Origin of the sequence: Mixta mediterraneensis (genome assembly GCF_014946725.1) — a bacterium.
Taxonomy (GTDB): domain Bacteria; phylum Pseudomonadota; class Gammaproteobacteria; order Enterobacterales; family Enterobacteriaceae; genus Pantoea; species Pantoea mediterraneensis.
Genome location: NZ_JACFXY010000017.1, coordinates 31,961 through 57,906 on the forward strand (window position 1 = coordinate 31,961; position 25,946 = coordinate 57,906).

General features: G+C 52.6%; 27 protein-coding genes and 3 pseudogenes. 17 read left to right on the plus strand and 13 right to left on the minus strand.

The features are described 5' to 3' along the window. The first annotated feature begins 137 nt into the window (after positions 1-137). The 6 genes from H2P46_RS20590 (at position 138) to H2P46_RS20615 (ending at position 6,329) form a co-directional block, all read left to right on the plus strand. Entirely contained in the window at positions 138-827 is a 690-nt protein-coding gene (locus tag H2P46_RS20590; RefSeq protein WP_193406709.1) for a FadR/GntR family transcriptional regulator, read from the plus strand. Then, positions 821-1,699: a 2-dehydro-3-deoxygalactonokinase gene (locus H2P46_RS20595; RefSeq protein WP_193406710.1), complete on the plus strand. Its 879-nt coding sequence runs from the start codon at positions 821-823 to the stop codon at positions 1,697-1,699. The genes H2P46_RS20590 and H2P46_RS20595 overlap by 7 nt, the downstream gene beginning before the upstream one ends. Beyond that, entirely contained in the window at positions 1,683-2,300 is a 618-nt protein-coding gene (locus H2P46_RS20600; protein WP_193406683.1) for a 2-dehydro-3-deoxy-6-phosphogalactonate aldolase, read from the plus strand. Before H2P46_RS20595 ends, H2P46_RS20600 begins: the two co-directional genes overlap by 17 nt. Then, complete coding sequence (gene dgoD, locus H2P46_RS20605; protein WP_193406684.1) at positions 2,297-3,445, plus strand: galactonate dehydratase; 1,149 nt, start codon at positions 2,297-2,299, stop codon at positions 3,443-3,445. Before H2P46_RS20600 ends, dgoD begins: the two co-directional genes overlap by 4 nt. Positions 3,446-3,705: 260 nt before the next feature. Beyond that, the gene (locus tag H2P46_RS20610) at positions 3,706-5,028 is read left to right on the plus strand and encodes an MFS transporter (RefSeq protein ID WP_193406685.1); all 1,323 of its coding nucleotides are present in this window, start codon (positions 3,706-3,708) and stop codon (positions 5,026-5,028) included. Between the two features lie 47 nt (positions 5,029-5,075). After that, on the plus strand, positions 5,076-6,329 hold the full coding sequence (locus H2P46_RS20615) for a YidR family protein (protein WP_193406686.1): 1,254 nt from the start codon (positions 5,076-5,078) through the stop codon (positions 6,327-6,329). Here H2P46_RS20615 and H2P46_RS20620 read toward each other — a convergent pair. Then, entirely contained in the window at positions 6,310-6,672 is a 363-nt protein-coding gene (locus H2P46_RS20620; RefSeq protein WP_193406687.1) for a YceK/YidQ family lipoprotein, read from the minus strand. The two genes, H2P46_RS20615 and H2P46_RS20620, sit on opposite strands and share 20 nt — an antisense overlap. Positions 6,673-6,958: 286 nt before the next feature. On the opposite strand from H2P46_RS20620, the gene ibpA reads away from it, so the two are divergent. Beyond that, entirely contained in the window at positions 6,959-7,375 is a 417-nt protein-coding gene (gene ibpA, locus H2P46_RS20625) for a small heat shock chaperone IbpA (RefSeq protein WP_193406688.1), read from the plus strand. A 44-nt stretch (positions 7,376-7,419) separates the two neighbouring features. Here ibpA and H2P46_RS20630 read toward each other — a convergent pair whose 3' ends face one another. Then, positions 7,420-8,331, minus strand: a complete 912-nt coding sequence (locus H2P46_RS20630; protein WP_193406689.1) for an EamA family transporter — start codon at positions 8,329-8,331, stop codon at positions 7,420-7,422. 119 nt (positions 8,332-8,450) lie between these two features. On the opposite strand from H2P46_RS20630, the gene H2P46_RS23140 reads away from it, so the two are divergent. Both H2P46_RS23140 and H2P46_RS23145 read left to right on the plus strand, forming a co-directional pair. Next, positions 8,451-8,684, plus strand: coding sequence for a hypothetical protein (locus H2P46_RS23140; protein ID WP_238939054.1), 234 nt, complete (start codon positions 8,451-8,453; stop codon positions 8,682-8,684). 97 nt (positions 8,685-8,781) lie between these two features. Then, positions 8,782-9,035, plus strand: a pseudogene (locus tag H2P46_RS23145) (aminotransferase-like domain-containing protein); the annotation flags it as partial. On the opposite strand, the gene H2P46_RS20645 reads toward H2P46_RS23145, so the two are convergent. The 9 genes from H2P46_RS20645 to H2P46_RS20685 all read right to left on the minus strand — a co-directional run bounded on the left by H2P46_RS20645 (position 9,032) and on the right by H2P46_RS20685 (position 18,168). Then, complete coding sequence (locus tag H2P46_RS20645) at positions 9,032-10,279, minus strand: valine--pyruvate transaminase (protein WP_193406692.1); 1,248 nt, start codon at positions 10,277-10,279, stop codon at positions 9,032-9,034. The pseudogene H2P46_RS23145 and the gene H2P46_RS20645 overlap by 4 nt on opposite strands. A gap of 81 nt (positions 10,280-10,360) precedes the next feature. Then, on the minus strand, positions 10,361-11,335 hold the full coding sequence (gene ghrB / locus H2P46_RS20650) for a glyoxylate/hydroxypyruvate reductase GhrB (protein ID WP_193406693.1): 975 nt from the start codon (positions 11,333-11,335) through the stop codon (positions 10,361-10,363). Between the two features lie 71 nt (positions 11,336-11,406). Then, positions 11,407-12,696: an MFS transporter gene (locus H2P46_RS20655; protein WP_193406694.1), complete on the minus strand. Its 1,290-nt coding sequence runs from the start codon at positions 12,694-12,696 to the stop codon at positions 11,407-11,409. A 38-nt stretch (positions 12,697-12,734) separates the two neighbouring features. Then, positions 12,735-13,688, minus strand: coding sequence for a sugar kinase (locus H2P46_RS20660; protein WP_193406695.1), 954 nt, complete (start codon positions 13,686-13,688; stop codon positions 12,735-12,737). A 9-nt stretch (positions 13,689-13,697) separates the two neighbouring features. Next, entirely contained in the window at positions 13,698-14,447 is a 750-nt protein-coding gene (locus H2P46_RS20665; protein WP_193406696.1) for a sugar phosphate isomerase/epimerase family protein, read from the minus strand. Positions 14,448-14,585: 138 nt separating this feature from the next. After that, entirely contained in the window at positions 14,586-15,611 is a 1,026-nt protein-coding gene (locus H2P46_RS20670) for a LacI family DNA-binding transcriptional regulator (RefSeq protein WP_193406697.1), read from the minus strand. 65 nt (positions 15,612-15,676) lie between these two features. Continuing rightward, a complete protein-coding gene (locus H2P46_RS20675; RefSeq protein WP_193406698.1) occupies positions 15,677-16,666 on the minus strand; it encodes a LacI family DNA-binding transcriptional regulator in 990 nt (329 codons plus the stop codon). A gap of 162 nt (positions 16,667-16,828) precedes the next feature. After that, complete coding sequence (locus H2P46_RS20680) at positions 16,829-17,491, minus strand: OmpA family lipoprotein (protein WP_193406699.1); 663 nt, start codon at positions 17,489-17,491, stop codon at positions 16,829-16,831. Between the two features lie 116 nt (positions 17,492-17,607). Continuing rightward, the gene (locus H2P46_RS20685) at positions 17,608-18,168 is read right to left on the minus strand and encodes a DNA-3-methyladenine glycosylase I (RefSeq protein WP_193406700.1); all 561 of its coding nucleotides are present in this window, start codon (positions 18,166-18,168) and stop codon (positions 17,608-17,610) included. Positions 18,169-18,308: 140 nt separating this feature from the next. Between H2P46_RS20685 and H2P46_RS20690 the strand changes: the two genes are divergently transcribed. The 6 genes from H2P46_RS20690 (at position 18,309) to H2P46_RS20715 (ending at position 22,511) form a co-directional block, all read left to right on the plus strand. Then, positions 18,309-18,800: a hypothetical protein gene (locus H2P46_RS20690; RefSeq protein WP_238939055.1), complete on the plus strand. Its 492-nt coding sequence runs from the start codon at positions 18,309-18,311 to the stop codon at positions 18,798-18,800. Between the two features lie 295 nt (positions 18,801-19,095). Further along, on the plus strand, positions 19,096-19,776 hold the full coding sequence (locus tag H2P46_RS20695) for a hypothetical protein (RefSeq protein WP_193406701.1): 681 nt from the start codon (positions 19,096-19,098) through the stop codon (positions 19,774-19,776). Positions 19,777-19,888: 112 nt separating this feature from the next. Then, positions 19,889-20,425, plus strand: a complete 537-nt coding sequence (gene dnaT, locus H2P46_RS20700) for a primosomal protein DnaT (protein WP_193406702.1) — start codon at positions 19,889-19,891, stop codon at positions 20,423-20,425. After that, positions 20,425-21,165 carry a replicative helicase loader DnaC gene (gene dnaC, locus H2P46_RS20705; RefSeq protein ID WP_193406703.1) on the plus strand — a complete coding sequence of 247 codons (741 nt, stop codon included), beginning with the start codon at positions 20,425-20,427 and terminating at the stop codon, positions 21,163-21,165. Before dnaT ends, dnaC begins: the two co-directional genes overlap by 1 nt. Positions 21,166-21,208: 43 nt before the next feature. Further along, the gene (locus H2P46_RS20710) at positions 21,209-21,421 is read left to right on the plus strand and encodes a hypothetical protein (RefSeq protein ID WP_193406711.1); all 213 of its coding nucleotides are present in this window, start codon (positions 21,209-21,211) and stop codon (positions 21,419-21,421) included. Next, positions 21,378-22,511, plus strand: a complete 1,134-nt coding sequence (locus H2P46_RS20715; protein ID WP_193406704.1) for an ROK family protein — start codon at positions 21,378-21,380, stop codon at positions 22,509-22,511. The genes H2P46_RS20710 and H2P46_RS20715 overlap by 44 nt, the downstream gene beginning before the upstream one ends. 33 nt (positions 22,512-22,544) lie before the next feature. Here H2P46_RS20715 and H2P46_RS20720 read toward each other — a convergent pair whose 3' ends face one another. Further along, positions 22,545-23,990, minus strand: coding sequence for a sugar porter family MFS transporter (locus tag H2P46_RS20720; RefSeq protein WP_193406705.1), 1,446 nt, complete (start codon positions 23,988-23,990; stop codon positions 22,545-22,547). A gap of 597 nt (positions 23,991-24,587) precedes the next feature. Between H2P46_RS20720 and H2P46_RS20725 the strand changes: the two genes are divergently transcribed. Beyond that, positions 24,588-24,821 (plus strand): restriction endonuclease, encoded by a 234-nt coding sequence (locus H2P46_RS20725; RefSeq protein WP_238939056.1) that lies wholly within the window; start codon positions 24,588-24,590, stop codon positions 24,819-24,821. A 268-nt stretch (positions 24,822-25,089) separates the two neighbouring features. Then, positions 25,090-25,410: pseudogene (locus H2P46_RS20730) on the plus strand (Rpn family recombination-promoting nuclease/putative transposase); the annotation flags it as partial. Between the two features lie 17 nt (positions 25,411-25,427). Here H2P46_RS20730 and H2P46_RS20735 read toward each other — a convergent pair. Next, a pseudogene (locus H2P46_RS20735) lies at positions 25,428-25,819 on the minus strand (DUF2913 family protein); the annotation flags it as partial. Between the last annotated feature and the right edge of the window lie 127 nt (positions 25,820-25,946).

A 25,946-nucleotide genomic window follows, 5' to 3' on the forward strand; every position in this document is an offset into this window, starting at 1 on the left:
CCGCTCTCACTCTTCTTAAACGCGTCGCAAGCTGTCGGTTGTCTGTTTTGTGATCAGGATTGTAGTACAACGCCGTTTGGTAGTACTACAATTTTCCTGCGCATTTGCCGGGCAAAGGACAGACGAACATGGAACAGCTGGACGTAAGCAAAACCGATCGCATTCTTTTCACGCTAGGCGAAGAAATTGTCTCTGGCCAGTTTGCGCCTGGCCAGGCCTTGCCTGCTGAAAGCGAGCTATGCGAACGCTTTACCACTTCCCGCAACATTATCCGCGAGGTGTATCGCTCGTTAACCGCTAAACGGTTAATTGAGATTAAACGCTATCGCGGCGCGTTCGTTACGCCTCATCAACAGTGGAATTTTCTCGACAGCGACATACTGCAATGGTCGTTAAAACATAACCACGATCCGCAATTAATTGCAGCGATGAATGACGTGCGCGTACTGGTGGAACCGCAACTGGCTCGCTGGTCGGCGGAACGCGCAACCTCGCAAGATTTAGCCAATATCGAGAACGCTCTTAACGATATGATCGCGCATCATCATGATCGGCAGGCCTTTAACGATGCGGATATGCGCTACCACGAGGCGTTATTAAGCTCGGTTCATAATCCGGTCTTACAGCAGCTTAGCACCGCTATCGTTCAGCTACAGAAAGCGGTTTTTGAACGCACTTATCGACTCGATCGTGGCGACATGCCGCAAACGCTGCGCGAACATCAGACGCTGTTTGAGGCTATTCGCCATCAGGATGCGGATGCAGCCGAAGCGGCGGCCCGAACCATGATTGCCAGCTCGACCCAACGTTTGAAGGAGATATCGTGAGCAGCTATATCGCTATCGACTGGGGTTCCACCAACCTGCGTGCGTGGTTTTACCGCGACGGAGAATGCCAGCAAACGCGCCGCTCAGAAGCAGGCGTCACGCGATTAAACGGGCGCAGCCATCAACAGATTTTTGACGACATTACACAAGGCTGGCCCGTTGGCGAATTACCGGTGGTGATGGCAGGCATGGTCGGCAGCAATGCCGGTTGGATACCCGCGCCCTACCTTTCCTGCCCGCTGATGCTTGAATCTATCGCTACGCAACTCACCCATGTTGGTGAAAAACGCTGGATTGTGCCGGGGTTAAGTATTAATCGCAGCGACAACCACAACGTAATACGCGGCGAGGAAACTCAGCTGCTGGGCGCCCAAACATTAGCCCCCGCAGCGGTTACCGTCATGCCCGGAACCCATGCTAAATGGGTCGTCAGCGAAGACGATTATATTGTTGATTTTCGTACCGTTATGACCGGCGAGCTGCATCACTTATTACTTAAGCAATCGCTTATTGGCAACGGTTTGCCCGAACAGCATCAGGACGCGCAGGCCTTTCAGCGCGGGCTGGAAACCGGCATCAACGACACGTCAATTCTGCCACGGCTGTTTGAAGTTCGTGCGCAGCATCTGCTGGGCGCGCTATCACGTGAATCTGTCAGTGATTTCCTTTCTGGGCTGCTCATTGGACATGAAGTTTCCAGCCAGCAGCGTCAGTTAGCGCTGGCCGGACCGGTGACGCTGGTTGCCAGTCCTCAACTGACCCAGCGCTATCAACAAGCCTTCACCATGATTGACACCCCGACGCAATGGCTGGATGGCGATCGTGCCTTCCAGCAAGGAATAAGGAGAATTGCCGATGCACTTACCCATTAAATTACCGCTGATAGCCATCTTACGCGGCATTAAAGCAGAAGAAGCCGAAGCGCATATCGGTGCGTTGATTGAATGCGGTTTTGATGCTATTGAGATCCCCCTCAACTCCCCTGACTGGCAGCAGACCATTCCGCAGATGGTCAAACTGTTTGGCGATCGCGCATTGATTGGTGCGGGAACAGTGCTAAAAACGGCACAGGTTGATGAGCTGGCGGCTGGCGGCAGTCGTTTAATGGTGCCCCCCAATCCCGATGCAGCGGTGATTCAGCGGGCGGTGAAGCACAACATGTGGGTGGCCGCCGGTTGCGCCACTGCGACAGAGGCCTTCACCGCCTTAAATGCTGGCGCTCAGGCGCTGAAAATCTTCCCGGCCTCTGCATTTGGTCCCGCCTATATCAAAGCGATAAAAGCCGTGTTGCCGTCAGATGTGCCGGTTTTTGCTGTGGGTGGTGTTACGCCGCAGAACCTAGCGGAATATCTGGCGGTCGGCTGCGTGGGAGCCGGATTAGGTAGCGATCTGTATCGGGCCGGCCAGCCGCTGGCGCGCACGATTGAGAAAGCACACGCCTTTGTACAGGCTTATCAGGAGGCAATCCGATGAAAATAACTCAATTCACCACTTACCGTTTGCCGCCACGCTGGATGTTCCTGAAAATTGAAACCGATGAAGGCGTATGCGGCTGGGGAGAGCCGGTTATTGAGGGCCGCACCCGCAGCGTTGAAGCGGCGGTACATGAACTGGGCGAAGCCTTGATCGGTCAGGACCCGGCGCGTATCAACGATTTGTGGCAGGTGATGTACCGCGGCGGCTTCTATCGCGGTGGACCGATTTTAATGAGCGCCATCGCCGGCATCGACCAGGCATTATGGGATATTAAAGGTAAAACGCTTGGCGTGCCGGTATGGCAGTTACTTGGCGGCCTGGTTCGCGACAAGATCAAAGCCTACAGCTGGGTGGGCGGCGATCGTCCCGCCGATGTGATAGCCGGTATCGAAAAGCTGCGTGCTATGGGGATTGATACTTTCAAGCTCAATGGCTGTGAAGAGATGAGCCTGATCGACAGCAGCAGCAAAGTTGATGCCGCAGTGAATACCGTAGCGCAGATCCGCGAAGTCTTTGGCAATCAGATTGAATTTGGCCTGGATTTTCATGGACGCGTCAGCGCACCGATGGCAAAGCTACTGATCCATGAACTGGAGCCTTATCGTCCGCTATTTATTGAGGAACCGGTGCTGGCTGAGCAGGCGGAATATTACCCTCGCCTGGCAGCGCAAACTTATATTCCCATCGCGGCCGGCGAACGCATGTACTCACGCTTCGAGTTTAAACGCGTTCTTGAAGCGGGCGGGCTGGCTATCCTACAACCTGATTTATCGCATGCAGGCGGCATAACCGAATGCGTAAAAATTGCCGCGATGGCAGAAGCCTATGACGTTGGCCTTGCCCCCCACTGCCCGCTTGGCCCGCTGGCGCTGGCCGCTTGTCTGCACGTCGATTTTATTTCACATAATGCGATGTTCCTGGAACAGAGCATGGGCATTCACTATAATCAGGGCGCTGAACTGCTGGATTACGTGCTGAATAAAGATGACTTCGCCATGAACGGCGGAGCTTTCTCACCGCTGATGAAACCAGGCTTAGGCGTCGACATCAACGAAGCGCTGGTGATCGAGCGCAGCCGTAATGCACCGGACTGGCGCAACCCATTGTGGCGACACGCCGACGGCTCGGTCGCCGAATGGTAAGTTTCGTCATACTTCACGTTGCAGACGCGGTGGCGGCATTATTTAGCCTTCGTCTGGATCGCGCACCATAGAGGCCGCTGTTTTGTAGCCCGGAAAGAGGTGTGTTCGTGCTGGATATTTATCAGCATAAGCTTTCAGCGCGCGCTCAGGCCTGCTTTCTGCAACGCAGATTTATTGAGGAAATCCTATAAAAAAATACTTTTCTGATTCCGCAATATTGCGGGATCCGAACCCGTTTTACCCTACGTGAGGACATTCCGATGACAGAACATCTGCACCTCAGTACCGTTAAAAAAATGAATTTGCGCATCATGCCGTTCATCATGCTGCTCTACCTTGTTGCCTACATTGATCGCGCTAATATCTCGGTGGCAGCGCTACAGATGAATGCCGATTTAGCAATGTCAGCCGAAATGTTTGGTATTGCCGCCGGGATTTTTTATGTCACCTACATTATCTTCGAAGTGCCAGGCAACGTGTTGTTGACGCGCGTTGGCGCCCGGCGCTGGATTGCCCGCATCATGGTGAGCTGGGGGATTATTGCCGCCGGTATAAGCCTGGTGCAGACCCCAACCCAGCTTTACGTGATGCGCTTTCTGCTCGGCGCAGCGGAAGCCGGTTTTACTCCCGGCATTATTTTTTATCTCTCCTGCTGGTATCCGCGTAGCGATCGCGCCCAGGCCATGTCGATGTTCTATATTGGCGCTGCGCTGGCCTCGGTGATTGGCCTGCCACTTTCAGGCAGTCTGCTGAATATGCATGGCATACTGGGCGTAGAAGGCTGGCGCTGGCTGTTCCTGCTGGAAGGTATTCCCGCGTTTTTCCTCGGTATCGTGACCTGGTTTTATCTCGACGATTCTCCGGCGAAAGCGCGCTGGCTAACGACCGGGCAGCGAAACTGGCTGCAACAAACGATTGCTGCCGATGAGCAACATTCGGCAATTCACCATCACAACTGGCGCGTGGCGCTGAAAAGCGGGCGCGTCTGGGCGCTGAGTTTGCTGTGGCTATTGCAGGCGTTTGGCACCATCGGCGTCACGCTGTTTTTGCCACTGATAGTTAAAGGCGTGGCAGAAGATCGCAGCAATTTAATGGTGAGCTTGCTGTCGGCGGTGCCGTTCCTGTTTGCCTGTATCTTTATGTATTTTAACGGTCGTCATTCTGATCGCACCGGCGAGCGAGCCCGGCATTTAGGGTTGCCGTTAATCGCGTCCGGCCTGCTGTTGTTAGCCGCTATGGCGGTGTCGCAACAGTGGATGGCATACGGCTTACTTGTGCTAATGGTCGGCCTTAACTGGGCGATCACACCAGTATTTTGGGCCGTCACCACGGAAACGATTTCTGGCGTAGCGGGCGCCGCTTCTATCGCCTTAATTAATGCTGTCGCAAACATTGCGGGCCTGGGCTTTCCACCTGTTATGGGACGCATCAAAGATGCCACCAACAGCTACAGCGATGGTTTGCTGATTGTGGCGGGTGCGCTGATTCTGGGTGGCCTGTTGGGTTTAGTGCTGGGAAGAAAAAAAGCCATTGAAGGGCGCGAAACGCCGCTCAGAGAAATGAAATCGAAGCTGCATCTTTAACGCATTTGGCGTAGCGTGTGGGGCAACTTTTTGATTAGGTTGCCCCCATGCGCGAAAAACAACTCACCTTTGCTGAACGTCATCATCAACTCACCAACATTAACGTCTGGACCGCCGACAGCCAGTGGCTGGCATTTGACGTCCGTCCGTCGGGCGCGACCTTTACGGGTGAAACTATTGAACGCGTCAATGTTGAAAACGGCGAGACTGACGTGTTGTACCAGGCGAAGGATGGCGCTCATGTCGGCGTGGTTACCGTCAGCCCGGATTTACCACCCCGCTATGTTTGCATTCACGGACCAGAATTTCCTGACGAAAACTGGCATTACGACTTCCACCATCGTCGCGGTGTTATCGTGCAAAACGGCACAGCACAGAATCTGGATGCCTGCGATATTACGCCGCCGTTTACGCCTGGCGCGCTGCGTGGCGGAACTCACGTGCACGTTTTCAGCCCTGATGGTTCGCGCCTCAGTTTTACCTATAACGATCATGTGATGCATGATCGTGACAGAAGTCAGGATTTGCGCAATGTGGGTATTGCCGTGCCGTTGCACGCGGTAACACCGCCTATGCAGCATCCGCGAGAATACAGCGGCAGCCATTTTTGCCTGTTAATCAGTGTGACCACGGTAAATCCAGAACCGGGCAGTGATGAAATTAATCGTGCCTATGAGGAGTGTTGGATTGGCAATCAGGGCTATCAAAAACCCGACGGCAGTTGGCAGCGCTGGGCCATTGCCTTTACTGGCGACACGCTTTCGCCGCAAGGCAATAAGCAGCCGGAAGTGTTTATCGTCGATTTGCCCGATGCGCTGGAAGCGTATGCCCGCGTCGGCGATTCGCCACTGGAAGGCCGCAGCGATTGCCTGCCAGCGCCACCGGCTGGCGTTAAGCAGCGCCGCCTGACGTTTAGCAATGGGCTGGCGCAGCAGCCGCGTCATTGGTTACGCGCATCACCAGACGGTAGCGCCATTGCCTTTTTGCAGGCTGATGATCAGCAGGTGGTTCAGCTGTGGACCGTTTCGCCCAACGGAGGCGAACCACGCCAGATCACGCATCTGACAAGCAGCATACAGTCAGCTTTTAGCTGGCATCCTGACGGCAAAGCCATGACGTTTGTTTGTGATAACAGCGTGATGCGTTGCGAAATGGCAAGCGGCGATTGTCGGCGTTTAACCGATCGCAGTAATGAAGCGCCCTCCGGCGACGCAGTGGTATGGTCGCCAGACGGAAAACAGATCGCCTATATGCGTGAGGTTAACGGTTGGCGGCAACTGTTTATGGTTGCGGCTGTATAGTGGGCATCGGCTGAGCCTGCGCCAGGTTTTCCTGGGTGCGCGCCAGCTTTTCGCTCTGCAAAACACGAGCACGCGGTGAATCAAGCGCTTTATCATTATCGCTGCGGTAATAATCCCAGGGCAGCAGCAGCGTATCCATCACGGCCGAGAACGGCAGATCTATCAACGCCAGCGGCTTTAATGCCCAGCTGGCGTTGTCGTCTACTAACACATCTGCACTGGCGCGCGTGCCGGGATAATAACCCTGGCTCGCACCCGTGTGAGACATAACGCTGGAGCAACCCGTTGTCACGACAGCACAGCAGACAACACCTGCCAGTGGTAAAACTTTCATTTTTTTCATTTCCATCATCCCTTCAGCTGTGGCATCGGCCTGGCTGAGTTGGCTCGCCTGACTACGTCATCACTCTACGGTGAAGTCCGCTCCGGTCAGACAAAGGTATCCCTGAGTTTATGCCATTTCATCAAATTGGCGAAAAAAATTGCTTTTTGCCCCTTGAAACCTGGGCCGCAGCACCCATTTTTGTATCACGGTCGCGCTGGCTGTCGCCGAAAGGGTCACCCCGGACCGAACAACCTGTCCAGTTGTGGAAGGTTGCCAAAACTTGCTGAATTTCAGGAGTCTTATAATGCGTAATTTTGATCTCTCTCCGCTTTATCGCACATCTATTGGTTTTGATCGCCTGTTTAACCTGCTCGAATCCAATCAAAATCAGAGCAACGGTGGTTATCCTCCCTATAACGTTGAACTGGTGGATGAAAACCATTATCGCATCACCATTGCAGTCGCTGGCTTTGCGCAAAGCGAACTGGATATTACTTCTCATGACAACATGCTGATTGTGCGTGGCGCACATCCTGAAGAGCAGGTTGAGCGTAAGTATCTCTATCAGGGTATCGCTGAACGTAATTTTGAGCGTAAATTCCAGCTGGCTGACCACATCGTCGTGCGCGATGCCCGTCTCGAAAATGGTCTGTTAAGTATTGATCTTGAGCGCATCGTCCCTGAAGAGGCGAAACCGCGTCGTATTGAAATACTAAAATAATACGCAGGAACTAAACGCCGCAGAAATGCGGCGTTTTTTATGGCTTACGACCGGCTACGTAACAGAACCTGCTGACCTACGACCCCGCCAAAAACATTCACCAACAGACCGAAAATGACAACCACAGCGCCCAGCAACTGCTGTGCAGACAACGTTTCACCTAAAAAAAGTCCTGCGCTCAAAATGCCGTCAACGGGCACCAACAGGGAAAGTGGCGCTACACGCCAGGTTTCATAGCGACTCAGTAAATTCCCCCAAATCGCATACCCAACGATGGTGGCAACAAACGCCAAATAAATCAGCGCCAGCACAGTTTGCAACGTAATATGCAGCAGGCTGAAAGCGATAGCGTCAGCGCCTTCAAACAGAAATGCACAGGCGAAAAACGGTCCAACCGGTATCAGCGCGCTCCATACCACCAGCGACATGATCGGTACTTTACGGTTACGCATGATGATTTTATTGGTGATATTACCCATTCCCCATGACAACGCAGCGGCCAGCGTCAGCATCATGGTGGTTAAAGTAACACCCGCGGTGGTTTGCCCTTCCATGCCCGCTGTCGCCAGGATAAACATACCCAGCGCGGCGATGATAATTCCGACGATGTGGTTCCAGCGCAGCTTCTCGGCCAGCAGCAGCGCGCCGAGCAGAATGGTGAAAAAGGCTTGCGCCTGTAATACCAGCGACGCCAGACCAGCAGGCATGCCAAGTTTGATTGCTAAAAACAGAAAGGCAAATTGCCCAAAGCTGATGGTGATGCCATAAACCACTAGCCAGCGCAGCGGGATCGCCGGGCGACGAACAAAAAATATCGCCGGAAACGCGACTAAAGCGAAACGCAGTCCTGCCAGCAAAAAGGGTGGCATTCCCTGCAGGCCAAGTTTTATCACCACAAAGTTCACGCCCCATGCCACCACGACGCAAAGCGCTAACAGCATATCTTTTACCGACATCACCTGCTCCTTATGCCGCCGTCAGGCGGTGCTCACCCGCGGTGTGGCGATGCCTGCACAACAGCCTTCACCCACAACGCGAAAATAATCTTCTACCATCCTTACGAGCGACTTATCCAGTGCCTCGCGTTAAACCGCAGCGTTTCCACTTCATACCGCTGTTTATCAACCCGCAGCGCCAGCTGGTCATCAAAATTCAATGGCGGAACTGCGCCCATGACACATTGGATAAGGCTCCGTACATTCCCGGCGCGGCAAAGCTCAACCTCTTACCACTCCTGGCGTGCGCCGCGCTTTTGAAATGGCTGTTGCAATCTCGCGTGACGTCCAGCGCCATCGCTTTTGCTGCCTGACTTAATGCGCTGCCGCGAATCACGCCGATCCCTGACATAATGAACCCATAAATATTGCGATCATAGCGGCTGTCAGATGCGCCAGGCGCCGGAATCCCCAAAAGGAACGCGGGTGTCTGAGCCAGAAGGCGGCTACGAATTGCGGGAGGAGATGCCGGTTAACGTGCGATCGCGCGTTCTGAAAGCGGCAATGCCGGAACGGGCATTGCGCCGGGACATATCGTAGCGATCGATCATCGCTACGATCGCGGCTTTCGGTTGAACGCCGGTTTCGGCTGGAATACCGAAGCTGAGCGGGCAATTTGCCTGGCACCGGGATGCCAGCAATCACTGGTCGAAACGCAGGATTAATCGCGCCAGGCGTTTTCCACTTCTTCCGCCAGAATCTGTACTGCCCGCTCAATGCTGTCGGCGTCCGGTACATAATTCATGCGCATACATTGATGTGTATGTGGCCATTCATGCTCCAGGCCGGGGAAGAAGAAGTGACCAGGCACCATCAACACGCCGCGCGCTTTCAGCCGCTGGTAGAGCACTTCAGTACTGACTGGCAAATCGCGGAACCACAACCAGAGAAAAATCGCGCCTTCCGGTTTATGGATCAGGCAGCGTTCTTCTGATAAATAGCGGCGGATAAGGGTAATCGTCTGTGAAACTTTATCCTGATAGAACGGTTTAATCACATCTTCTGATAAGCGCAGCAGGTCACCGCGACAAATCATTTCACAGGCGATGGCTGGACCAATGCTGCCGGGCGCCAGGCTGATAATGCCGTTCATATTGCCCACGGCGCTGATGATCTTTTCATCGGCGATGATGATACCGCAGCGCGCGCCTGGCAGACCGAGCTTCGATAAACTCATGCAGAGAATGATGTTGGGGTTCCACAGCGGGCGCGCATCGCTGAAGATAATACCGGGAAACGGTACGCCATAAGCATTGTCGATCAACAGCGGTACATTATGCTGTTGCGCCAACACATCCAGCTGCAACAGTTCGTCGTCGGTAATCACATTGCCGGTCGGATTGGTCGGACGTGAAACGCAAATCAGCCCCACCTCCTCATTCATCGGCAGATGTTCAAAATCGACGTGATATTTGAACTGGCCTTCCGGCAGGAGTTCGATATTCGGCTTCGCCGAAATAAACAGCTCTTCATCCAGCCCGGCATCGGCGTAACCAAGGTATTCCGGGGCGAGTGGGAACAACACGCGCTTTTTGCTGCCATCGGCGCGACGTCCGGCGAACAGGTTAAACAAATAGAAAAAGGCGCTTTGGCTGCCATTAGTCAACGCAATATTTTCTGGGCTAATCGGCCAGCCAAGGTTTTCGCACAGCAATTCTGCCAGCGCATCAAGCAAGACTGCTTTGCCGCGCGGGCCATCATAATTACACAGCGCTTCGCTCAGCTTGCCTTCGTCGTGCATCTGCTGAAGCAGCTGCTGGAAATAGTCGTTCATGGCCGGGATCTGCGCCGGATTACCGCCGCCAAGCATGATAGTACCGGGCGTACGCAAGCCTGCGCCCATGTCTTCCATCAAACGTGAAATACCGGAGTGTTGAGTAAATTTATCGCCGAATTGAGAAAAAGCCATAGCGGTTAAAATGTGTAATGACGAATGGGGGAACCACCATAACGCCCGCCGATGGCGGGCGCAATGGGAAGGCGCAAGGGATTATTTCAGCGCCTGAGGATTAACGCAGTTTTTCTCAACGTTGCCGCTCAGGGCAGCGATCAGATTTTCAACCGCATCCTGCATCATGCCGTAACGCGTTTCCGTGGTTGCCGAGCCAATGTGCGGCAGCGTTACAACGTTGGGGAGTGCCAGCAGCGGCGAGTCAGGTGACACCGGCTCCTGCTCAAATACATCCAAGCCTGCGGCGTGGAGAGTACCGTTCTGCAAAGCGGCAATCAGCGCCTGCTCATCGACCACTGGCCCCCGCCCCGCGTTAATCAGCACTGCGCTTTTCTTCATCAGCTTAAGCTGTTCAGCGCCGATCATATGATGTGTTTCATCGGTCAATGGCAGGCTGATACAGACAAAGTCGCTCTGTTTGAGCAGTGTTTCCAGATCGCAACGCTGCGCATCAAAACGTGACTGGGCCTCTTCATGCTCGCGGCGGGCGTTGTACAACACCTTCATACCGAAACCAAAGTGCGCACGCTGCGCCAGCGCCATACCGATACGGCCCATACCAAGAATACCCAGCGTCTTATGATGGACATCGATGCCGAACATTTCCGGGCCAATATTTTTCTGCCATTTACCGGCTTTCACCCATGCATCCAGTTCGGTCACCCGACGCGCGCTGCTCAACACCAGCGCCATCATGGTATCGGCAACTGTTTCGGTCAGTACGGTTGGGGTATGCATCAGTACCACGTGACGCTGATTGAGCGCATCGACGTCAAAATTATCGTAACCCACCGAAACGCTGGAGCAGGCACGCAGTTTTGGCATCTTTGCCAGCAAGTCGCTATCCACTTTTCCGCCCGAGCCAAGCAAACCTTCCGCCTGTTGCAAGGCGTCCGCATGTTGCTGCTGACTGTCTGGCGAAAGATCCTTAATTTCTGTCACCGTGCAATGTGCGTTAAGGCGCGCACGCAGATCGTCGGGCAAGCTTTTGTACAGAATCACCGAGGGTTTCATTATTGCTCCCTGTAAACGAGTGACGGGCAACACGCTGGTTGCCCGGAAAAATACGCTTAGCGCTTACGCTTTCAGGCGTGTTTCGCGCCATGTAACGACGATGTTTTGTTTTCGGCTGGTTTGACGATCAACGTCAGCCAGACCGAAATCAGCAAGGCACCGCCCATAAAAATATAGGATGCGGCAGGGCTTCCTGTCGCGCCATTAAGATAACCGACAACCCATGAGCCGAGGAATGAACCCAGTGCGCCCATACTGTTGATGAGCGCCATCGCTCCCCCCGAGACGTTGCGCGGCAACATTTCGGGAATAATGGCGAAGAACGGGCCATAAGGCGCATACATCGCGGCACCGGCAATGACTAACAGCGCATAAGACACCCAGAAATTACCTGCCCCAACCAGATACGAGCCAAGGAATGCCAGCGCACCAATCAGCAACAGCGGCCAGACAAACAGCTTACGGTTTTGCGTCTTATCCGAGGCCCACGATACCACCCCCATCGCAATGGTCGCCGCCAGATAAGGCACCGCCGACAGCCAGCCCGCTTCTACCATGCCCATTTGTGTACCGTTACGCAAAATAGAGGGCAACCACAGTACAAAGCCGTATACGCCGATACTCCAGGCGAAATATTGCAGGCACAGAATGATGACGTTGCGGTTACGAAAGGCTTCGCCATATTCGCCATAGTTGCGCACGGCTTTGATGTTCTCTTGCTCTTTCTGCAATTCAGCCTGCAATGCGGCTTTCTCCGTCTCGCTCATCCAGCGCGCCTGTGCCGGTTTGTCCTGTACCATGAACCACCAGGCAATGGCCCAGATCACCGCTGGAATGCCTTCGAAAATAAACATTTCGCGCCAGCCGAATGACTCAATCAGATAGCCGGAAACCACTGACATCCACAGCACCGTCACCGGATTACCCAGAATCAGGAATGTGTTAGCACGAGAGCGTTCTGATTTGGTAAACCAGTTACTGATGTAAATCAGCATCGCTGGCATTACCGCTGCTTCCACTACGCCAAGGACAAAGCGGATTGCCGCCAGCATGGGGATATTACTCACAATACCAGTTAACGATGCACAGCCGCCCCACAACATCAGGCATCCAAAAATCAGTTTTTTCACGCTGCGGCGTTCGGCATAAATCGCGCCGGGGATCTGAAAGAAGAAATAGCCGAGGAAGAACAACGCGCCAAGCAGCGACGACATGCCTTTCGTTATGCCCAGATCGTCGTTGATGCCTGCTGCTGAGGCGAAACTAAAGTTCGCCCGATCCAGATACGCCAGACTGTAGGTGATAAACACGATGGGCATGATGAACCACCAGCGTTTTGGCGCAATTGTCTGCGTTTTCATAGGAATACCTCTGTCATTCATTGCGGTTGAGGTGCGAACTAGTCATCGCCCAGTTGCTGTCGCGTTGGCAGACCTTCGCTGTCGCCAATCACCTGAATCGCCAAAGAACCAATTTTGTTACCGCGGCGAATCGCCTGTGGCAACGTTTTACCTTCCAGCAGCGCACTAATGACGCCAACGGCGAAACCGTCGCCCGCGCCGACCGTATCCACCACGTTGTCAACCAGAATGGCTTCAACCTGACCTTTTTCACCTTCAGCGGTTTTAAACCATGCGCCGTCACAACCGGTTTTTATCACTACCGCCTTTACGCCTTTGTCCAGGTAGAAATCAGCTATGGCTTCCGGCTGACGATGACCCGTTAAAATTACGCCTTCATTTTCACCGGGCAGCACCCAGTCGGCATATTCCGCCAGCTGGTTAAGCTGTTTGCGCATGTCATCTTCGCTGCGCCATAAAACCGGACGCAGGTTGGGATCGAAAGAAATAGATTTGCCGCGTGCGCGCATCTCTTTGGCGGTGTGTTTCAGCAATTCCAGTGAGCTGTCAGAAACGGCCGCTGCCACGCCGCTCAAATGCAGATGACGCGCAGAACCAAAATAGTCATGATCAAAATCGTCTACCGAAAGATGGCTGCCCGCCGAGCCTTTACGAAAATACTCTACCAGCGGGTCGGAACCGTCTTCGACTTTGGACTTAAGCTGAAAACCAGTTGGATAACGTTTATCGATACTGACCTGGCGATGATCGATGCCCTCTTTATCCAGCTGATGGCAGATAAAACGGCCAAAGGTGTCATCACCGACACGACTTACCCAACCTACTTTTAAGCCCAGGCGCGCGAGACCAATCGCCACATTGAGCTCTGCGCCAGCGGCCCGTTTGATAAAAGTTTCTGCGGCGGCCAGATCGCCAGCTTCGCGGGCAACGAACATGGCCATCGCTTCACCGATGGTAACGACGTCGAGCGTGCCGTTTTGATGCGTTGTCATATTGTCTCCTCAGACATTACGCAACAGCGTTACGTAATGGCGCGTGACCGCCAGCAGGTCATCGCCTTCCAGCGGAAACTCAATGCCGCGCGGGATATTATCCGGCAGCTGTTTCAGCAGCGTACGCCAGCTGTCACTGGCGTCATCCAGCGCAACGGCGCGGAAGCTGTCGCCATGCGGCACCGCAGCTTTGACATGGATATAACCGACATACGCACCCAATTCAGCCGCGGCCTGTTCGGCGTTTTCCTGCGTCCAGCACCAGTTCGCCATGTCGAACGTCATGCCGATCGGCAATTCCGCGTCGCTAATCGCAGCAAAAAATTGCTGCGAAGGCGCCAGCTTGCCGTGTTCAGATTGATCGTTTTCTACCAGCAGCGGTATATCACGACTGGCAATAAGTGCGCGCAGCTCCCCGGTCGGCAACGCGCCGGTGAAATTACCCAATGCCATTTTCAGACGCTGAGCATTCAACTGCTGCGCTTCTTCAAAGTAGTTGGTCAGTCGAGGATTTAACCCGCCGTCGTCACAAAACAGCGTATCCGGTACGGAATAGCTGATGCTCAGCTGATGTTCTTTAGCGGCTTGCGCCAGAGCAGGCAAGTTCGCAAGCGTAGCGTCATTAAACAGCTCGCGACGAATTTCAACACCGTCGGCACCGGCCTGCTGGATAATGGGCAACACGGCGATCTGGCCGCCGAGTGCGGCGATTCGCTGGTTCCCATAGGCAACGGTAACGACAATAATTTCTGATTTCATGGTTTGCTCCTGGCGGGAAATTTCCCTTAACGGTTACAAAAACGTTAAATGGAACCGATTCCAAAACAAAGAGGCAAAACACGGAATTATGATCGTGCTCACGAAGTAAGCACAACATGACGGAGAAGAATCTGAAAATCAGGCCAGGCGCTGGCTGGAGCCTCGGATAACAAGTTCGCCAGAGAAAACCTGTTCAGCAACCGGAATATCATTATTTTCAATGCGGGTAATCAGGCGCTCCAGCGCGGCATAACCAATCTGCCAGGTTGGCTGTTTCAACGTGGTAATCCCAACGCCCGCCAGTGCCGCCCACTCCAGCTCATCGAAACCGAGCAAACCAATCTCTTTACCCCAGTGTAGGTTGATACGCTGCAGGGTACGCGCCACTTGCAGCGTTAACGCACCGTTCGCCGCCATCACCGCGCTGCGCTTTCCGGCGTGTCGTTGATAAAAGGCGAGAAGCGCCTCGTCCAGCGCAGCGGGCTGATGTAGCGGCACTTCGATATTTTCATGCTGGATGTGCGGATAGGCAGCGAGTACCTGACGAAACGCCTGCAAACGTTCGCGGCGGGTGTTTACGCTGCCCAACGGCTCACTGAGGAATAGCAGCGCATCGTAACCGTTATCCACCAAATGGTGTGTCGCCGTTTTGGCCGCTTCAACGTTATTGAGCCCAACGACATCACAGGCAAAATCAGGAATTTTACGGTCGATCAGGACCATCGGCAGTAAGGATTGTTGTAAGCGACTGAGCACCTCTTCGCGCATCCCAACCGCATTGACTACCACGCCTTCTACCTGATAACTGCTGAGCAATTGCAGGTAATGCTGCTCCAGGTCCACTTCGTTGTTAGTGTTACACATCAGCAAAGTGAAGCCGCGCTCACGACAGGCCGCTTCGATACCGCACATCACATCCACCGAATAGGGATTAGTGATGTCAGCGATGATCAGACCAATAAGCCGCGTTCGCCCCCGTTTAAGGCCGCGCGCCATCTGGCTCGGACTGTAATTGAGATCGGCAATTGCCTGTTCAATACGTGCCTTAAGACCGGCAGAAAGAAGATGTTGTTCACCGTTCAGATAGCGAGAAACGCTGGTTTTACCGGTTCGTGCCGCGTGAGCAACATCGCTAATAGTGGCGCGAGGCGGCCTGATTTTCATGTCATACCCTGCTAAGTAAGAATCTGGCAGAGACTAGCACAGCTGTAACTGGTCGCAAAAAACCGTTAGGTGCCAACGGGTGTTGAAAGCCATGGCTGCCAGAGCGTCTGTAACTGCGCCAGCGGCGCCCCGTCTAACATTGATAAAATCATCTCAGCCACTTTTTCACCAACGGCGTGCTGTGTCGCCTGACAGACCGTAATAATCGGTTGATCGAGTATCGCATCCCGCGGCAGACCGTCCCAGGCAATGAGCGTTACAGCATTTTTGCCCTGTAAACGCCCGGCCTGCTGCAATGCCATCGCCGCACCTTCCGCCAGCGGACCGCAATCGGTAATCATCGCCTGCGGCAACCGGCCTTCCGCCAGCCAGGCACAGGTTTGCTGATAGCCAGCACGGCGCGAAGGTTTAACCGCCGCGATAGCAAATGGCGGAATCTGCCCGAGCGCATCTAAATAGCCCTGTCGCCGATCGCGCACAAAGGTGCAGGCTTCATTGCCGCCCAGCCAGGCGATTTGCTGGAGGCTATTTTTCAGGCAATAGTTTACCGCCAGCTGGGAACCGGCGTAGTTATCAATATCAAACCAGGCATAATTTTGTGCTAAATCGCTGCGGCCCATCGCCAGAAAGCTGAAGCCTTTTTGTTGAAGAAGCAATAAGCGCGGATCTTGCGGGGTGGTATGCGTCACGATAACGGCATCGACCGATCGGCTGCGCAGCATATGCGTTAAGGTGCGCTGATACTCTTGTGGTTTATCGGCGAAAAGCAGTAAGTCTATTTCGTGGCGGCTAAGGGAGTGATCAAGTGCCAGCAACATATCACTGAATTGGTCACTACTCATTGGCAGTGCGCTCACAGGATAAACTAACCCCACCGCGTTGGCGCGGCCGGTTTTCAGACGGCGGGCAGAGGCGTTCGGACGATAGCCACGTCGCTGAGCTTCTTCTACCACTCGTTGACGCGTTTCCTGCGCCACATCCTCATAACCATTCAATGCACGACTCACGGTAGTCACTGACAGGCCCAACGCTGCGGCAATGGCTTTAAGCGACATGCTACACACCCATTGATCAATTTTTAGTCACGCTAACATAAAGTGTGGAGTGGCTCTATATGCGGATACAAAACTGGAACTTTTAACATGATTTTTTACGTATTATTGACTAAAAACAAACCAGAAATTGACGTTGCGCCCTCGCCAGGGAGGGCGGCTTAATTAACCGAGCGGCGACAAGGTGATTTCGACGCGACGGTTTTGTGCTTTTCCAGCTTCGGTATTGTTACTGGCAACGGGGTTATCCGGTCCGGCACCCTGGATGCGCAGACGTTCATTAGCCACACCCTGCACGATCAACGCACTGGCCACACTTTCAGCGCGCTGCTGCGATAAACGCATATTTAGTGCACGCGTGCCGGTGCTGTCGGTGTAGCCCACCACATTTACTGCCGTTTTTGGATACTCTTTCAGCACCCGCGCCACGCCGGTCAGGGTATTCGCACCTGCAGGTTTCAGGCTGCTGCTGTTAGAGTCAAAGGTGACGTTATTAGGCATATTAAGCACAATATTATCGCCCTGGCGCGTCACGCTCACGCCGGTTCCGCGCATCTTGTCGCGTAGTTTGGCCTCCTGCACATCCATGTAATAACCGACGCCACCTCCCAATGCTGCACCGCCCGCAGCACCAATCAGCGCACCTTTACCGCGATCTTTTTTCGATGATGAAAGCACGCCAACCCCAGCACCAACCAAAGCGCCGAGACCTGCGCCGATACCGGATTTTCCCGCCTGAGATTCATTGGTATAGGGATTAGTCGTACAGCCGGACAGGACCAGACTTCCGCTCAGTAACAAGGTAATAGCTAATAATTTTTTCTGCATTTTCGTTCTCTTACGTTTTTCTGACAGGGGAAATCTCACCCCTAAAGCGGCACGATTATGCCGCTTAACGATGAAGAAAGACGTGAGAGAAAGTCTTATTTTGTAAAGAATTGCCGTCAAAGATTATCAGGATGGCAGAAACAATCGGTTTGATGGTCGTTAATCAGGCCGCAAGCCTGCATAAATGAATAACAAATTGTGGGACCGATAAATTTAAAACCGCGTGCCTTTAGGGCTTTTGACAGCGCAATGGCGTGTTCTGAAGTGGTAGGAGCCAGTCTGTAATCAGGATGATGATGGACAATTGGCGCGTTATCGACAAATTCCCACACGAAGCGGGCAAAATCCTCACCTTTTGCTTCCATCGCCAGATAAGCCCGCGCATTGTGAATAATCGCCGTAATCTTGCCGCGATGGCGAATAATTCCGCTGTTTTGCAATAGCTTTTCAATGTCCAGCTCGTCCATCAGCGCGACGATTTGCGGATCGAATTGACTAAAAGCTTCGCGGTAATTTTCACGTTTTTTTAGCACAGTAATCCATGACAGACCCGCCTGCTGACCTTCCAGACACAGCATTTCAAATAGCTTTTGCTTGTGAGTTTGGGCTATTCCCCACTCTTTATCGTGGTATGCCAGATAGACAGGATCCTGCGTTACCCAACCACATCGTTGCATCGCTTTATTCCTTATTGCGGGAAAATCTTCTCAGGGGTACTTGATATTAGAGTTAATCGGTTAATAGTTAAACAGCAGGCGCACTTACTCTCGACTCATCAAGACGCCCGATCATCCCTTCAGCCTTGTCTGGAGTTTGCATGTTGCAAAAAAGTCAGTGTGCAGGCCAGCACTATCTGGTGCGGCTTTTTTGTGGTGTATGGCTTTTATCGATGATGCATCCCGTCTTTGCCTGGGGCGGCGATGTTGCCCTGCCCGTAATTCAGGCTCCGACGATAGATTCTCCCGATTACAACACCATTCTGGCCGAAAAAATTTCCCGTAACCCGCTGGCGTTTACCGACACCCGTCAGGGATTATGGGATGCGGCGCTCAATGCCTCAACCCCGACATCGCTGGTGCTGCGTAGCGAGCCGGACAAGGTGGGTGCGAAGCCGTCAGGCACTCGCTTTAGAGCGGGTTGGGCGCTGCCACTGAGTGATTGCATTACTACTGGGCCGGTGGCGCAATATACCGTCGGGCAGTGCCCGCTGGCTTGCCCACAATGTGATTTCAGCGATCCCCCCAGTCACGATCAGGTCGCCAGTGTGGGCTGGCGCGTCGATTCACAGTTAGGCTGGATTACGCCCTGAGCGCAGTTAAGTTACAGCCACCAGCTTACAGAGGATAATCTTAACTATCGCGCTGCGGAGGAATCAGACAGCCGTCAGGATAACGGATTGGATGTCAGCATCGGTGCACATGTGCCGCTCAATAATAATCTGGCTGCTTTCGCCTCTTTTTCTCAAACCGGTACGCTTAATAGCGGCGAACAGTTCATCTATAGCCTTGGTGTAAGCGCGAGCTTTTAAAGCGCGGCATAAAATGAGAAAGCATCAAAAATGAGTACAATATAATACGCAAGCTAATCATAACAGTGGTAATATTATGCGTGATAATCTAACTATTATTGGCCGCGAAATAGCGGTTTTTTTGTTTGCGGCACTTTTTCTTGTTCTGATGGTGGCTCCGGTTTATATCGATGTCGCCTGGATGAATGATGCGCTGCATGAAACGTCCTTTACGGAAGCCACCCAGGAAGCTTTGTTGGCGATTGTCGCCATACTGTTCTTTATGGCGGCCCGCCAGCGTCCCGATCAGCGCGGTGCCTTAACGTTAGTGGGCGGTTTTTATATGTGTATGCTGATCCGTGAACTGGACTTTCTGTTTGATATGATTCATCACGGAAGCTGGGTATGGTTGGCGCTGGCGATGACCGCCGGTTGTTTTGCGGTCGCGATGCGCTCACCTAAACAGACCGTGCAAGGGCTGGCGAATTTGCTGCAGCACCGTAGCTGGCCGGTCATGGCAAGCGGTTTTCTGGTGGTGCTGGTGTTCTCACGCCTGTTTGGTACCCATACGCTATGGCAGCATCTGATGCTGAATAACTACCATCGTGTAGTGAAAAATATGGCAGAAGAGGGGACGGAACTGCTCGGATACAGTTTATGTACGCTGGCGTCAATACGTTATTTATGGCACACCCGGCTGATTAAATTTACCCATAGCAAGCCAATAACCGAACCTGCTGCTTCCCAACGCAAATCGAACCCCAGTAGCGCACACTAAACATCTCAGACCTTTTGAGCGATCCTGAGCGCTAAAAAAGGTACAATAGACACGTCTGCACCGGATGTTTACCCTGTCCGGTGCAAAGTGTTCGCTAACGTCAGGTCTCTTCATGTCAGTCAAAATCTTAACTTCAACGCTTATAGGCCTGGATGCCTTTCGTCAGGACCCGCTCAATGCCTTGCAGCAGGCTGATAACGGTACGCTGGCAGTGTTACAGGACTACGCACCGGTCATGTATGCCATTACACCGGCGCGCCTGGCGCAACTGTTAGCGCTGGAAGCCGCCGCACAGCAACCTAACGATGTGGCACTGGATGACAGCTTATTCGACAATGAACCCGCCGCCATTCATACACCGGCTGGCAAATTCGCCATGTACGATGGCTGGCAGCCAGATGCTGATTTCACACGCCAGGCCGCAATCTGGGGTGTAGCGTTGAGCGAACCCATCACCGCAACCGAGCTGGCCGCATTTGTCGCTTACTGGCAAGCGGAAGGCCGCCTGTTTCATCATGTTCAGTGGCAGCAGAAGCTGGCGCGGAGTATCCAGATGAATCGTGCCGCCAGCGGCGGGCAGCCGAAGCGTGACATCACGCAGCTGCCGAATCCTGATCGTACCATTCCCGATGGTTTCCGAGGTGAGTAATGAAAACGCCGACCGATCTCTTTAGCCGCCTGAAAAAAATGATGCCCGCCGGCACCCAGCCTAAATTCACCAAAGGTGAAGATCTGCTGGCGTGGAATCAGGAGCAAGGCCGTTTACGTTCCGAGTCTATCGTCCGTGAAAACCGTGCGATGAAGATGCAGCGCATCATGGGCCGCTCCGGCATTCGCGAGCTGCATATCAACTGTTCATTTGATAACTATCGCGTCGAAAACGAAGGACAGCGCAAAGCGCTCGAACAGGCACGACAGTATTGCGCAGAATTCGATGGCAGCATTGCCAGCTTTGTGTTTTCAGGACGTCCCGGCACCGGCAAAAATCACCTGGCGGCAGCAATCGGTAATGACCTGATTTTGCGTGGCCGAAGCGTGTTAATCGTGACGGTCGCCGATCTGATGTCGAGCATGAAAGGCACCTTCAGCGACTCCAGCAACATCACTGAAGAGCGCCTGATCCAGGATCTCAGCAGCGTAGATTTGTTGGTAATCGATGAGATCGGAATGCAGAGCGAATCACGCTACGAAAAAGTGATCATCAATCAGATTGTTGACCGTCGCTCCTCATCCAAACGCCCAACCGGTATGCTGTCAAATCTCGATCACGCGGGCATGAATACCTTGCTGGGCGAAAGGGTGATGGACCGGATGCGCCTCGGCAACAGCCTTTGGGTGCGCTTTGACTGGGAAAGCTATCGCAGCCGGGTTCGCGGCGACGAATACTAAATTTCAGCCCGCATCGTCGGGCCGTTTTTGCCTCTGTCGTAATATGAAGCAACAGCCTGCTGCCTGCATTACCTTTCACAGCGAATACCCTCCAAAACGCTTACACAACCTGATATTGCAGCGTTGTGTGATACAGAGTGCAAAAGTCTGGGATGACGAAAATACAGACGCTAATACACTGAATTACTTCTCTTTTCGTGGGGTAAAGCGTTATGAAAGCCATTGGCAAAGGACCTGCATTATTGCGGCTAAATAACCAGAAGCGAGTGATGGCGCAACTCCGCAAGCTGCGGGTAACGTCACGTCAGGATATTGCGCAAAGGCTGTCGCTGAGTAAGAACACCGTTTCGCTGATTATTGATGACCTGCTGGAACACGATTTTATTGAAGAACTGGGTCCGGTTAGCGCAGCGACGGCAGGCCGACCTAAAATTGAGATCACCCTGCGTCCGGAAAAGTTAAAAAGCGCTGGCGTCGTGGTGGAGCGGAACAGAATTCACTGGCGCGTTTGTGATTATTTCTCGCAGGTGATTGCGGAAGAAACGCTGCACACCGATACCCATCATCCCACGCCACTACTGGCCGAGCTGGCTATGGTTTGCCGCGAGATCAACAATAAATATCCCGATTTATTAGGTATCGGGCTGGGATTTCCAGGCATTATCGATCCGCAACGCGGCTGGAGGCATCTCTCCTGCCGTCTTGGCTGGCAGGAGGTTGATCTGCTCACCTCGCTACGCAAACATGTGCGTTTACCGATCCGGGTGATGAATAATATCAACGCAGCAGCGTTACTTTCCGTACAGCAATTGAGACTGGTAGCTGAAAGCAGCCACTTTTATCTGCGTATTTCCGAGAGCATTGAAGGTGCCTTAGTCAGGCATGGCGAGGTTCTTATCGGCAACAGCTGGACGGCGGGAGAAGCGGGGCATTTAACCGTGCAACCAAACGGGCCACGCTGTAGTTGTGGCAGACAAGGCTGCCTTGAGGCGCTGGTTAGCCAGCCGGCAATCAAACAACAACTGGCTCAACGCCAGCCGGGATTAAGCTGGCAGAACCGCGACAGTGCGCCACGTATTGTAAATGAAGTGATGGTGCAGGCAGGAAATTTTCTCGGCAAGGTGCTCAGCCAAATTATGTTATTGCTCAATCCGGCCAGCATCGTCATTGATTGCCCGTGGAGTGCACATGCAGGATTTTGCGAGGCAGTACGCAGCGTGACTGAGTCCGACACGCTGACCTTTACTTATCAGCATACCCAGCTGCATTTTCTGTCCGTCCGGCTTAATCCGGCAAATGGTCTGGCGTTGGCGGTCATTGAGCAATTCGAACAGCGCATCAGCTAGAATAAGGGCAGCTTTCGCTGCCCTTTTAACCTATCAACGCGATGGGTTGGTCGGTTCACTGACCAGCACCTCTTCCCCGGTTTCAATATTGAATTTCTCCAGCACACGCGCATGCACCTTCTCCAGTGATACGCCTCCGGTTTCCGGTAAATAGCGGAAGGTGAAGAAATACATTCCCAGCGAAAAGATAGCGAACAGCAGCAGCGGGAAGCCGCCATGGAACACGTCAACTAAATAAGCGTTGCTGTTAAGCACAGGGAAAGTCGTACTGATGACAAAGTTTGCCATCGACATGGCACAAATCGAGATGCCTACGCAGATCGAGCGAACTTCAGTGGGAAAAAGTTCCCCCAACACTGTCCAGACAATCTGTCCCCAGGTCATACTGAAGAACACCATGTAAGCGAATAAGCCCACCACCGCCAGCAGCCCCGAAAAACGATAATAAAACGCAACAAAGGTGTAGGCCAGAAAGATAGCGGAAGTAATCGCGCCCATTAGCAGCAGATTGCGGCGTCCAAGTTTATCCGTCACTGCCATGCCGATCAGTACCCCGGTAAACTGACAAACCGATAACCAGAAAGTTTGCAGCAGCGCAGAATCCGTACTGCCCGCGACGTTTTTCAGCAGCGTGGGACCGAAATACTGAATGATATTAATACCACTGATTTGATTACCTACCGCCAGACCTATACCCACGATCAACAACGGCACTGTGGTTTTATTCAGCCGAAAATGCACTTTGTGCTTCTTAGCCACTTCTCTGGAAAACGAATTTTTGATCTCCTGAAAAACGCTTGCCGCATGGGTGGAATTGGAGATCTTACTCAAGGTATCCAGCGCTTCTTTATCTCTGCCTTTCAGGACATTCCAGCGAGGAGATTCGGGAATGAAAGCAATGAAAAAGATAAATAGCGCGCAGGGAACCAGGGCCGTCGCCAGAATATAGCGCCAGCCAATATCAATCATTGCCTCTGGCAACATCGACTTATTGATAAAGTAGTTCGTCAGCAGCACCACTGATTGCCCACCGACGCAGCACACCGCATAGAGCGCACTGGTTCGACCGCGAAACTTTGAAGGTGATAATTCAGCAAGGTAAATGGGTGAAATAACCGATGCCAGGCCTATCGCCAATCCGCCAAGAATACGGAAAGCAACAAAAGTAATGAAATTATGTGCGATGGCGGTTCCCACCACCGAGACGGTAAACAACAGCGCGGTGATAGCAAGCGACTTTTTGCGGCCATACTTATCGCTGAGTTTTGGCGCAATAAAGCAGCCGACCAGACTGCCGAGCAGAATGTTTGATACGGCCCAGCCGGTTTCTGCCGGTGTTAACTGAAAATACTCACTCAGTGGCTCGATCGCGCCAGAGATAATTGACGAGTCATAGCCCATTAGCAGACCGCCAAATGCAGCGACCGTACAACAGAGCATGACATATTTCATGTTGTAGCGTTTTTGCCTGGTATCCATCTTTCAAGCTCCTGATCTCTACTGCCTGAACGTATCCAGTTCAGAAAGAGGAGTCGTTATTGTCATCGGGTTTAACGGCTTCAGAGAAAGCACACATGAAATATATTTTCTAAATCGAATAAATTGGATTAATATTTCCAAAAGTGTGAGCAAGGTTTGAATATTTCGCGCTAGTCACGATGCGAAACCATTATTATTTCTATTAAAAATGAGAAAGATAAAAGAATAATCTTTAAAGCGAGTGAACGCTGCCAGAAGAGCTAAAAAGCAGTAAGGACAAGGGATAAACGACAGGAAAGGACATTCCGCTAAAAAATTATGGCGCAAAAAAAAGCAGGCTTTTGTTAATGGAAAACTTAACCGTATGATGAGAAGGTTTTTTTCAGAGAATGGTTACGCTCAGCGTCATGTTACTTAAAAAATCAACAGAATAAAATTTCCATTTACCGCGAAACAGTGAAACTTATCAGCCAAACGCACATTGATAACGACGTATGACTACCCGCTCCCAGGGAAGCAAAGCAAAAAAATCAGCCCGTAACGCTGAATATAGCGTCAGCATTCTCCCCCGATAAGTCAGCTAAGGGCGCATTCAGGTTGAAGGGTGAACAGTTAGACGGCAGTTTTCTGCTGAATAATGACACCTATCTTGTCGAAGCAAAGTGGCATAGCACGAAAACAGGAAATGCCGATCTCTATGCATTTCATGGCAAGCTGGATCAGAAAATCTCATGGGCTCGCGGCGTATTCATCAGCTGGGAAGGTTTTACCAGGAGCGGCCTGGATGCCGTACGGGATCTTATGCAGTTGCATCTGCCAGCAGAACTGTAGGTTGTCTGCGACTTCCGTATGCTCAGACCAGCGTCCTGAAGCACGCGACTCAGGAACATCCCGGCAGCTGACGCAGAAAATTGGTAACCCCGGAACAAAAACAGGGAAGACGAATAGCAGACAGAAAATACAATGAGGCATATTCACGCTGGTTAATTAACCAGGCAGACAGGAAAGTGAAAGAAGAAATCTCACATTAGTGCAACAGACTGAAAAGTGCTCTGTTTAATGTTGTGGTGATCGGTATCCTTTTATCGTCTGTCTGCTTAGTGATGTGGTATCGCTGGTACACTATATAATGCAGGCAGGCGAAACATCCGACGCCGAAGCCTTTGTACGCGAACTGGCACAGCGTGTGCCGCAACACGGAGACGCACTTATGACCATCGCACAGCAGCTTGAACAGCAGGGCACCGAGAAGGGCAGGGCTGAATGCCTTCAGCTCGGTGAACAGCGCGGTATTGAAAAAGGCGAGCGCGAAGCCACGCGTAAAATTGCACGAACCATGCTGCAGAATGGTATCGACCGCAACACCGTCATGAAAATGACCGGCCTGACTGAAGACGACCTGGCGCAGATCCGTCACTAATTCTTTCCTGAAACTCTCTACCGGGCCATCAGCGTATACTGGTTGGGCAGGGAGGCATCATTCTCAGGCTCTGCCAGCCAGCCACAGTAATCTACTTCACGCCTGCCACATTACCACTCAGACGCGCAATCAGCGGATTTATCTGTTGGCCGCTGTCGTCAAAAGCGACATCGAGGTTGGTTCGTGAAAGATAGATGCCGCTCACGCTGGTATTTAGGATTACTTTCGACCGGACCATTCCCGATCGTTCAGCAAACGGTAGTTCCAGTGCATATCCTTCGCCGTTTCCAGGGTGTACGTAAGCCGAAACAGGTCGTTTTGCTCAGACAACTCGTCGGTGCAGGCAGTCCAGCTTGCTGGCCAGCTTTGCGCTGACGTCCATCTGACAGCCCTGTTTCAGCAACCATTCTGTCGCTACCGATGTAAAACTGGCCCACCTGCCGATGTAAATCTGACCCACCTAGGGTAAAAATGGCAGTTTTAAGGCACTGCCAATGATGACATTGGAGACCAGAGTGGAGATTAGTGTTTTACAC

Excerpts from the sequence above, each read along its gene's own strand:
- H2P46_RS20695 (WP_193406701.1), top strand. The coding sequence starts at position 19,096 with ATGCGTGATAATCTAACTATTATTGGCCGCGAAATAGCGGTTTTTTTG.
- ibpA (WP_193406688.1), top strand. The coding sequence starts at position 6,959 with ATGCGTAATTTTGATCTCTCTCCGCTTTATCGCACATCTATTGGTTTT.
- dgoD (WP_193406684.1), top strand. The coding sequence starts at position 2,297 with ATGAAAATAACTCAATTCACCACTTACCGTTTGCCGCCACGCTGGATG.
- H2P46_RS20600 (WP_193406683.1), top strand. The coding sequence starts at position 1,683 with ATGCACTTACCCATTAAATTACCGCTGATAGCCATCTTACGCGGCATT.
- H2P46_RS20670 (WP_193406697.1), bottom strand. The coding sequence starts at position 15,611 with ATGAAAATCAGGCCGCCTCGCGCCACTATTAGCGATGTTGCTCACGCG.
- H2P46_RS20665 (WP_193406696.1), bottom strand. The coding sequence starts at position 14,447 with ATGAAATCAGAAATTATTGTCGTTACCGTTGCCTATGGGAACCAGCGA.
- H2P46_RS20610 (WP_193406685.1), top strand. The coding sequence starts at position 3,706 with ATGACAGAACATCTGCACCTCAGTACCGTTAAAAAAATGAATTTGCGC.
- H2P46_RS20645 (WP_193406692.1), bottom strand. The coding sequence starts at position 10,279 with ATGGCTTTTTCTCAATTCGGCGATAAATTTACTCAACACTCCGGTATT.
- ghrB (WP_193406693.1), bottom strand. The coding sequence starts at position 11,335 with ATGAAACCCTCGGTGATTCTGTACAAAAGCTTGCCCGACGATCTGCGT.
- H2P46_RS20720 (WP_193406705.1), bottom strand. The coding sequence starts at position 23,990 with ATGGATACCAGGCAAAAACGCTACAACATGAAATATGTCATGCTCTGT.
- H2P46_RS20685 (WP_193406700.1), bottom strand. The coding sequence starts at position 18,168 with ATGCAACGATGTGGTTGGGTAACGCAGGATCCTGTCTATCTGGCATAC.
- H2P46_RS20630 (WP_193406689.1), bottom strand. The coding sequence starts at position 8,331 with ATGTCGGTAAAAGATATGCTGTTAGCGCTTTGCGTCGTGGTGGCATGG.
- H2P46_RS20710 (WP_193406711.1), top strand. The coding sequence starts at position 21,209 with ATGAAGCAACAGCCTGCTGCCTGCATTACCTTTCACAGCGAATACCCT.
- H2P46_RS20715 (WP_193406704.1), top strand. The coding sequence starts at position 21,378 with ATGAAAGCCATTGGCAAAGGACCTGCATTATTGCGGCTAAATAACCAG.
- dnaC (WP_193406703.1), top strand. The coding sequence starts at position 20,425 with ATGAAAACGCCGACCGATCTCTTTAGCCGCCTGAAAAAAATGATGCCC.
- H2P46_RS20660 (WP_193406695.1), bottom strand. The coding sequence starts at position 13,688 with ATGACAACGCATCAAAACGGCACGCTCGACGTCGTTACCATCGGTGAA.
- H2P46_RS20675 (WP_193406698.1), bottom strand. The coding sequence starts at position 16,666 with ATGTCGCTTAAAGCCATTGCCGCAGCGTTGGGCCTGTCAGTGACTACC.
- H2P46_RS20690 (WP_238939055.1), top strand. The coding sequence starts at position 18,309 with ATGTTGCAAAAAAGTCAGTGTGCAGGCCAGCACTATCTGGTGCGGCTT.
- dnaT (WP_193406702.1), top strand. The coding sequence starts at position 19,889 with ATGTCAGTCAAAATCTTAACTTCAACGCTTATAGGCCTGGATGCCTTT.
- H2P46_RS20620 (WP_193406687.1), bottom strand. The coding sequence starts at position 6,672 with ATGAAAAAAATGAAAGTTTTACCACTGGCAGGTGTTGTCTGCTGTGCT.
- H2P46_RS20615 (WP_193406686.1), top strand. The coding sequence starts at position 5,076 with ATGCGCGAAAAACAACTCACCTTTGCTGAACGTCATCATCAACTCACC.
- H2P46_RS20680 (WP_193406699.1), bottom strand. The coding sequence starts at position 17,491 with ATGCAGAAAAAATTATTAGCTATTACCTTGTTACTGAGCGGAAGTCTG.
- H2P46_RS20655 (WP_193406694.1), bottom strand. The coding sequence starts at position 12,696 with ATGAAAACGCAGACAATTGCGCCAAAACGCTGGTGGTTCATCATGCCC.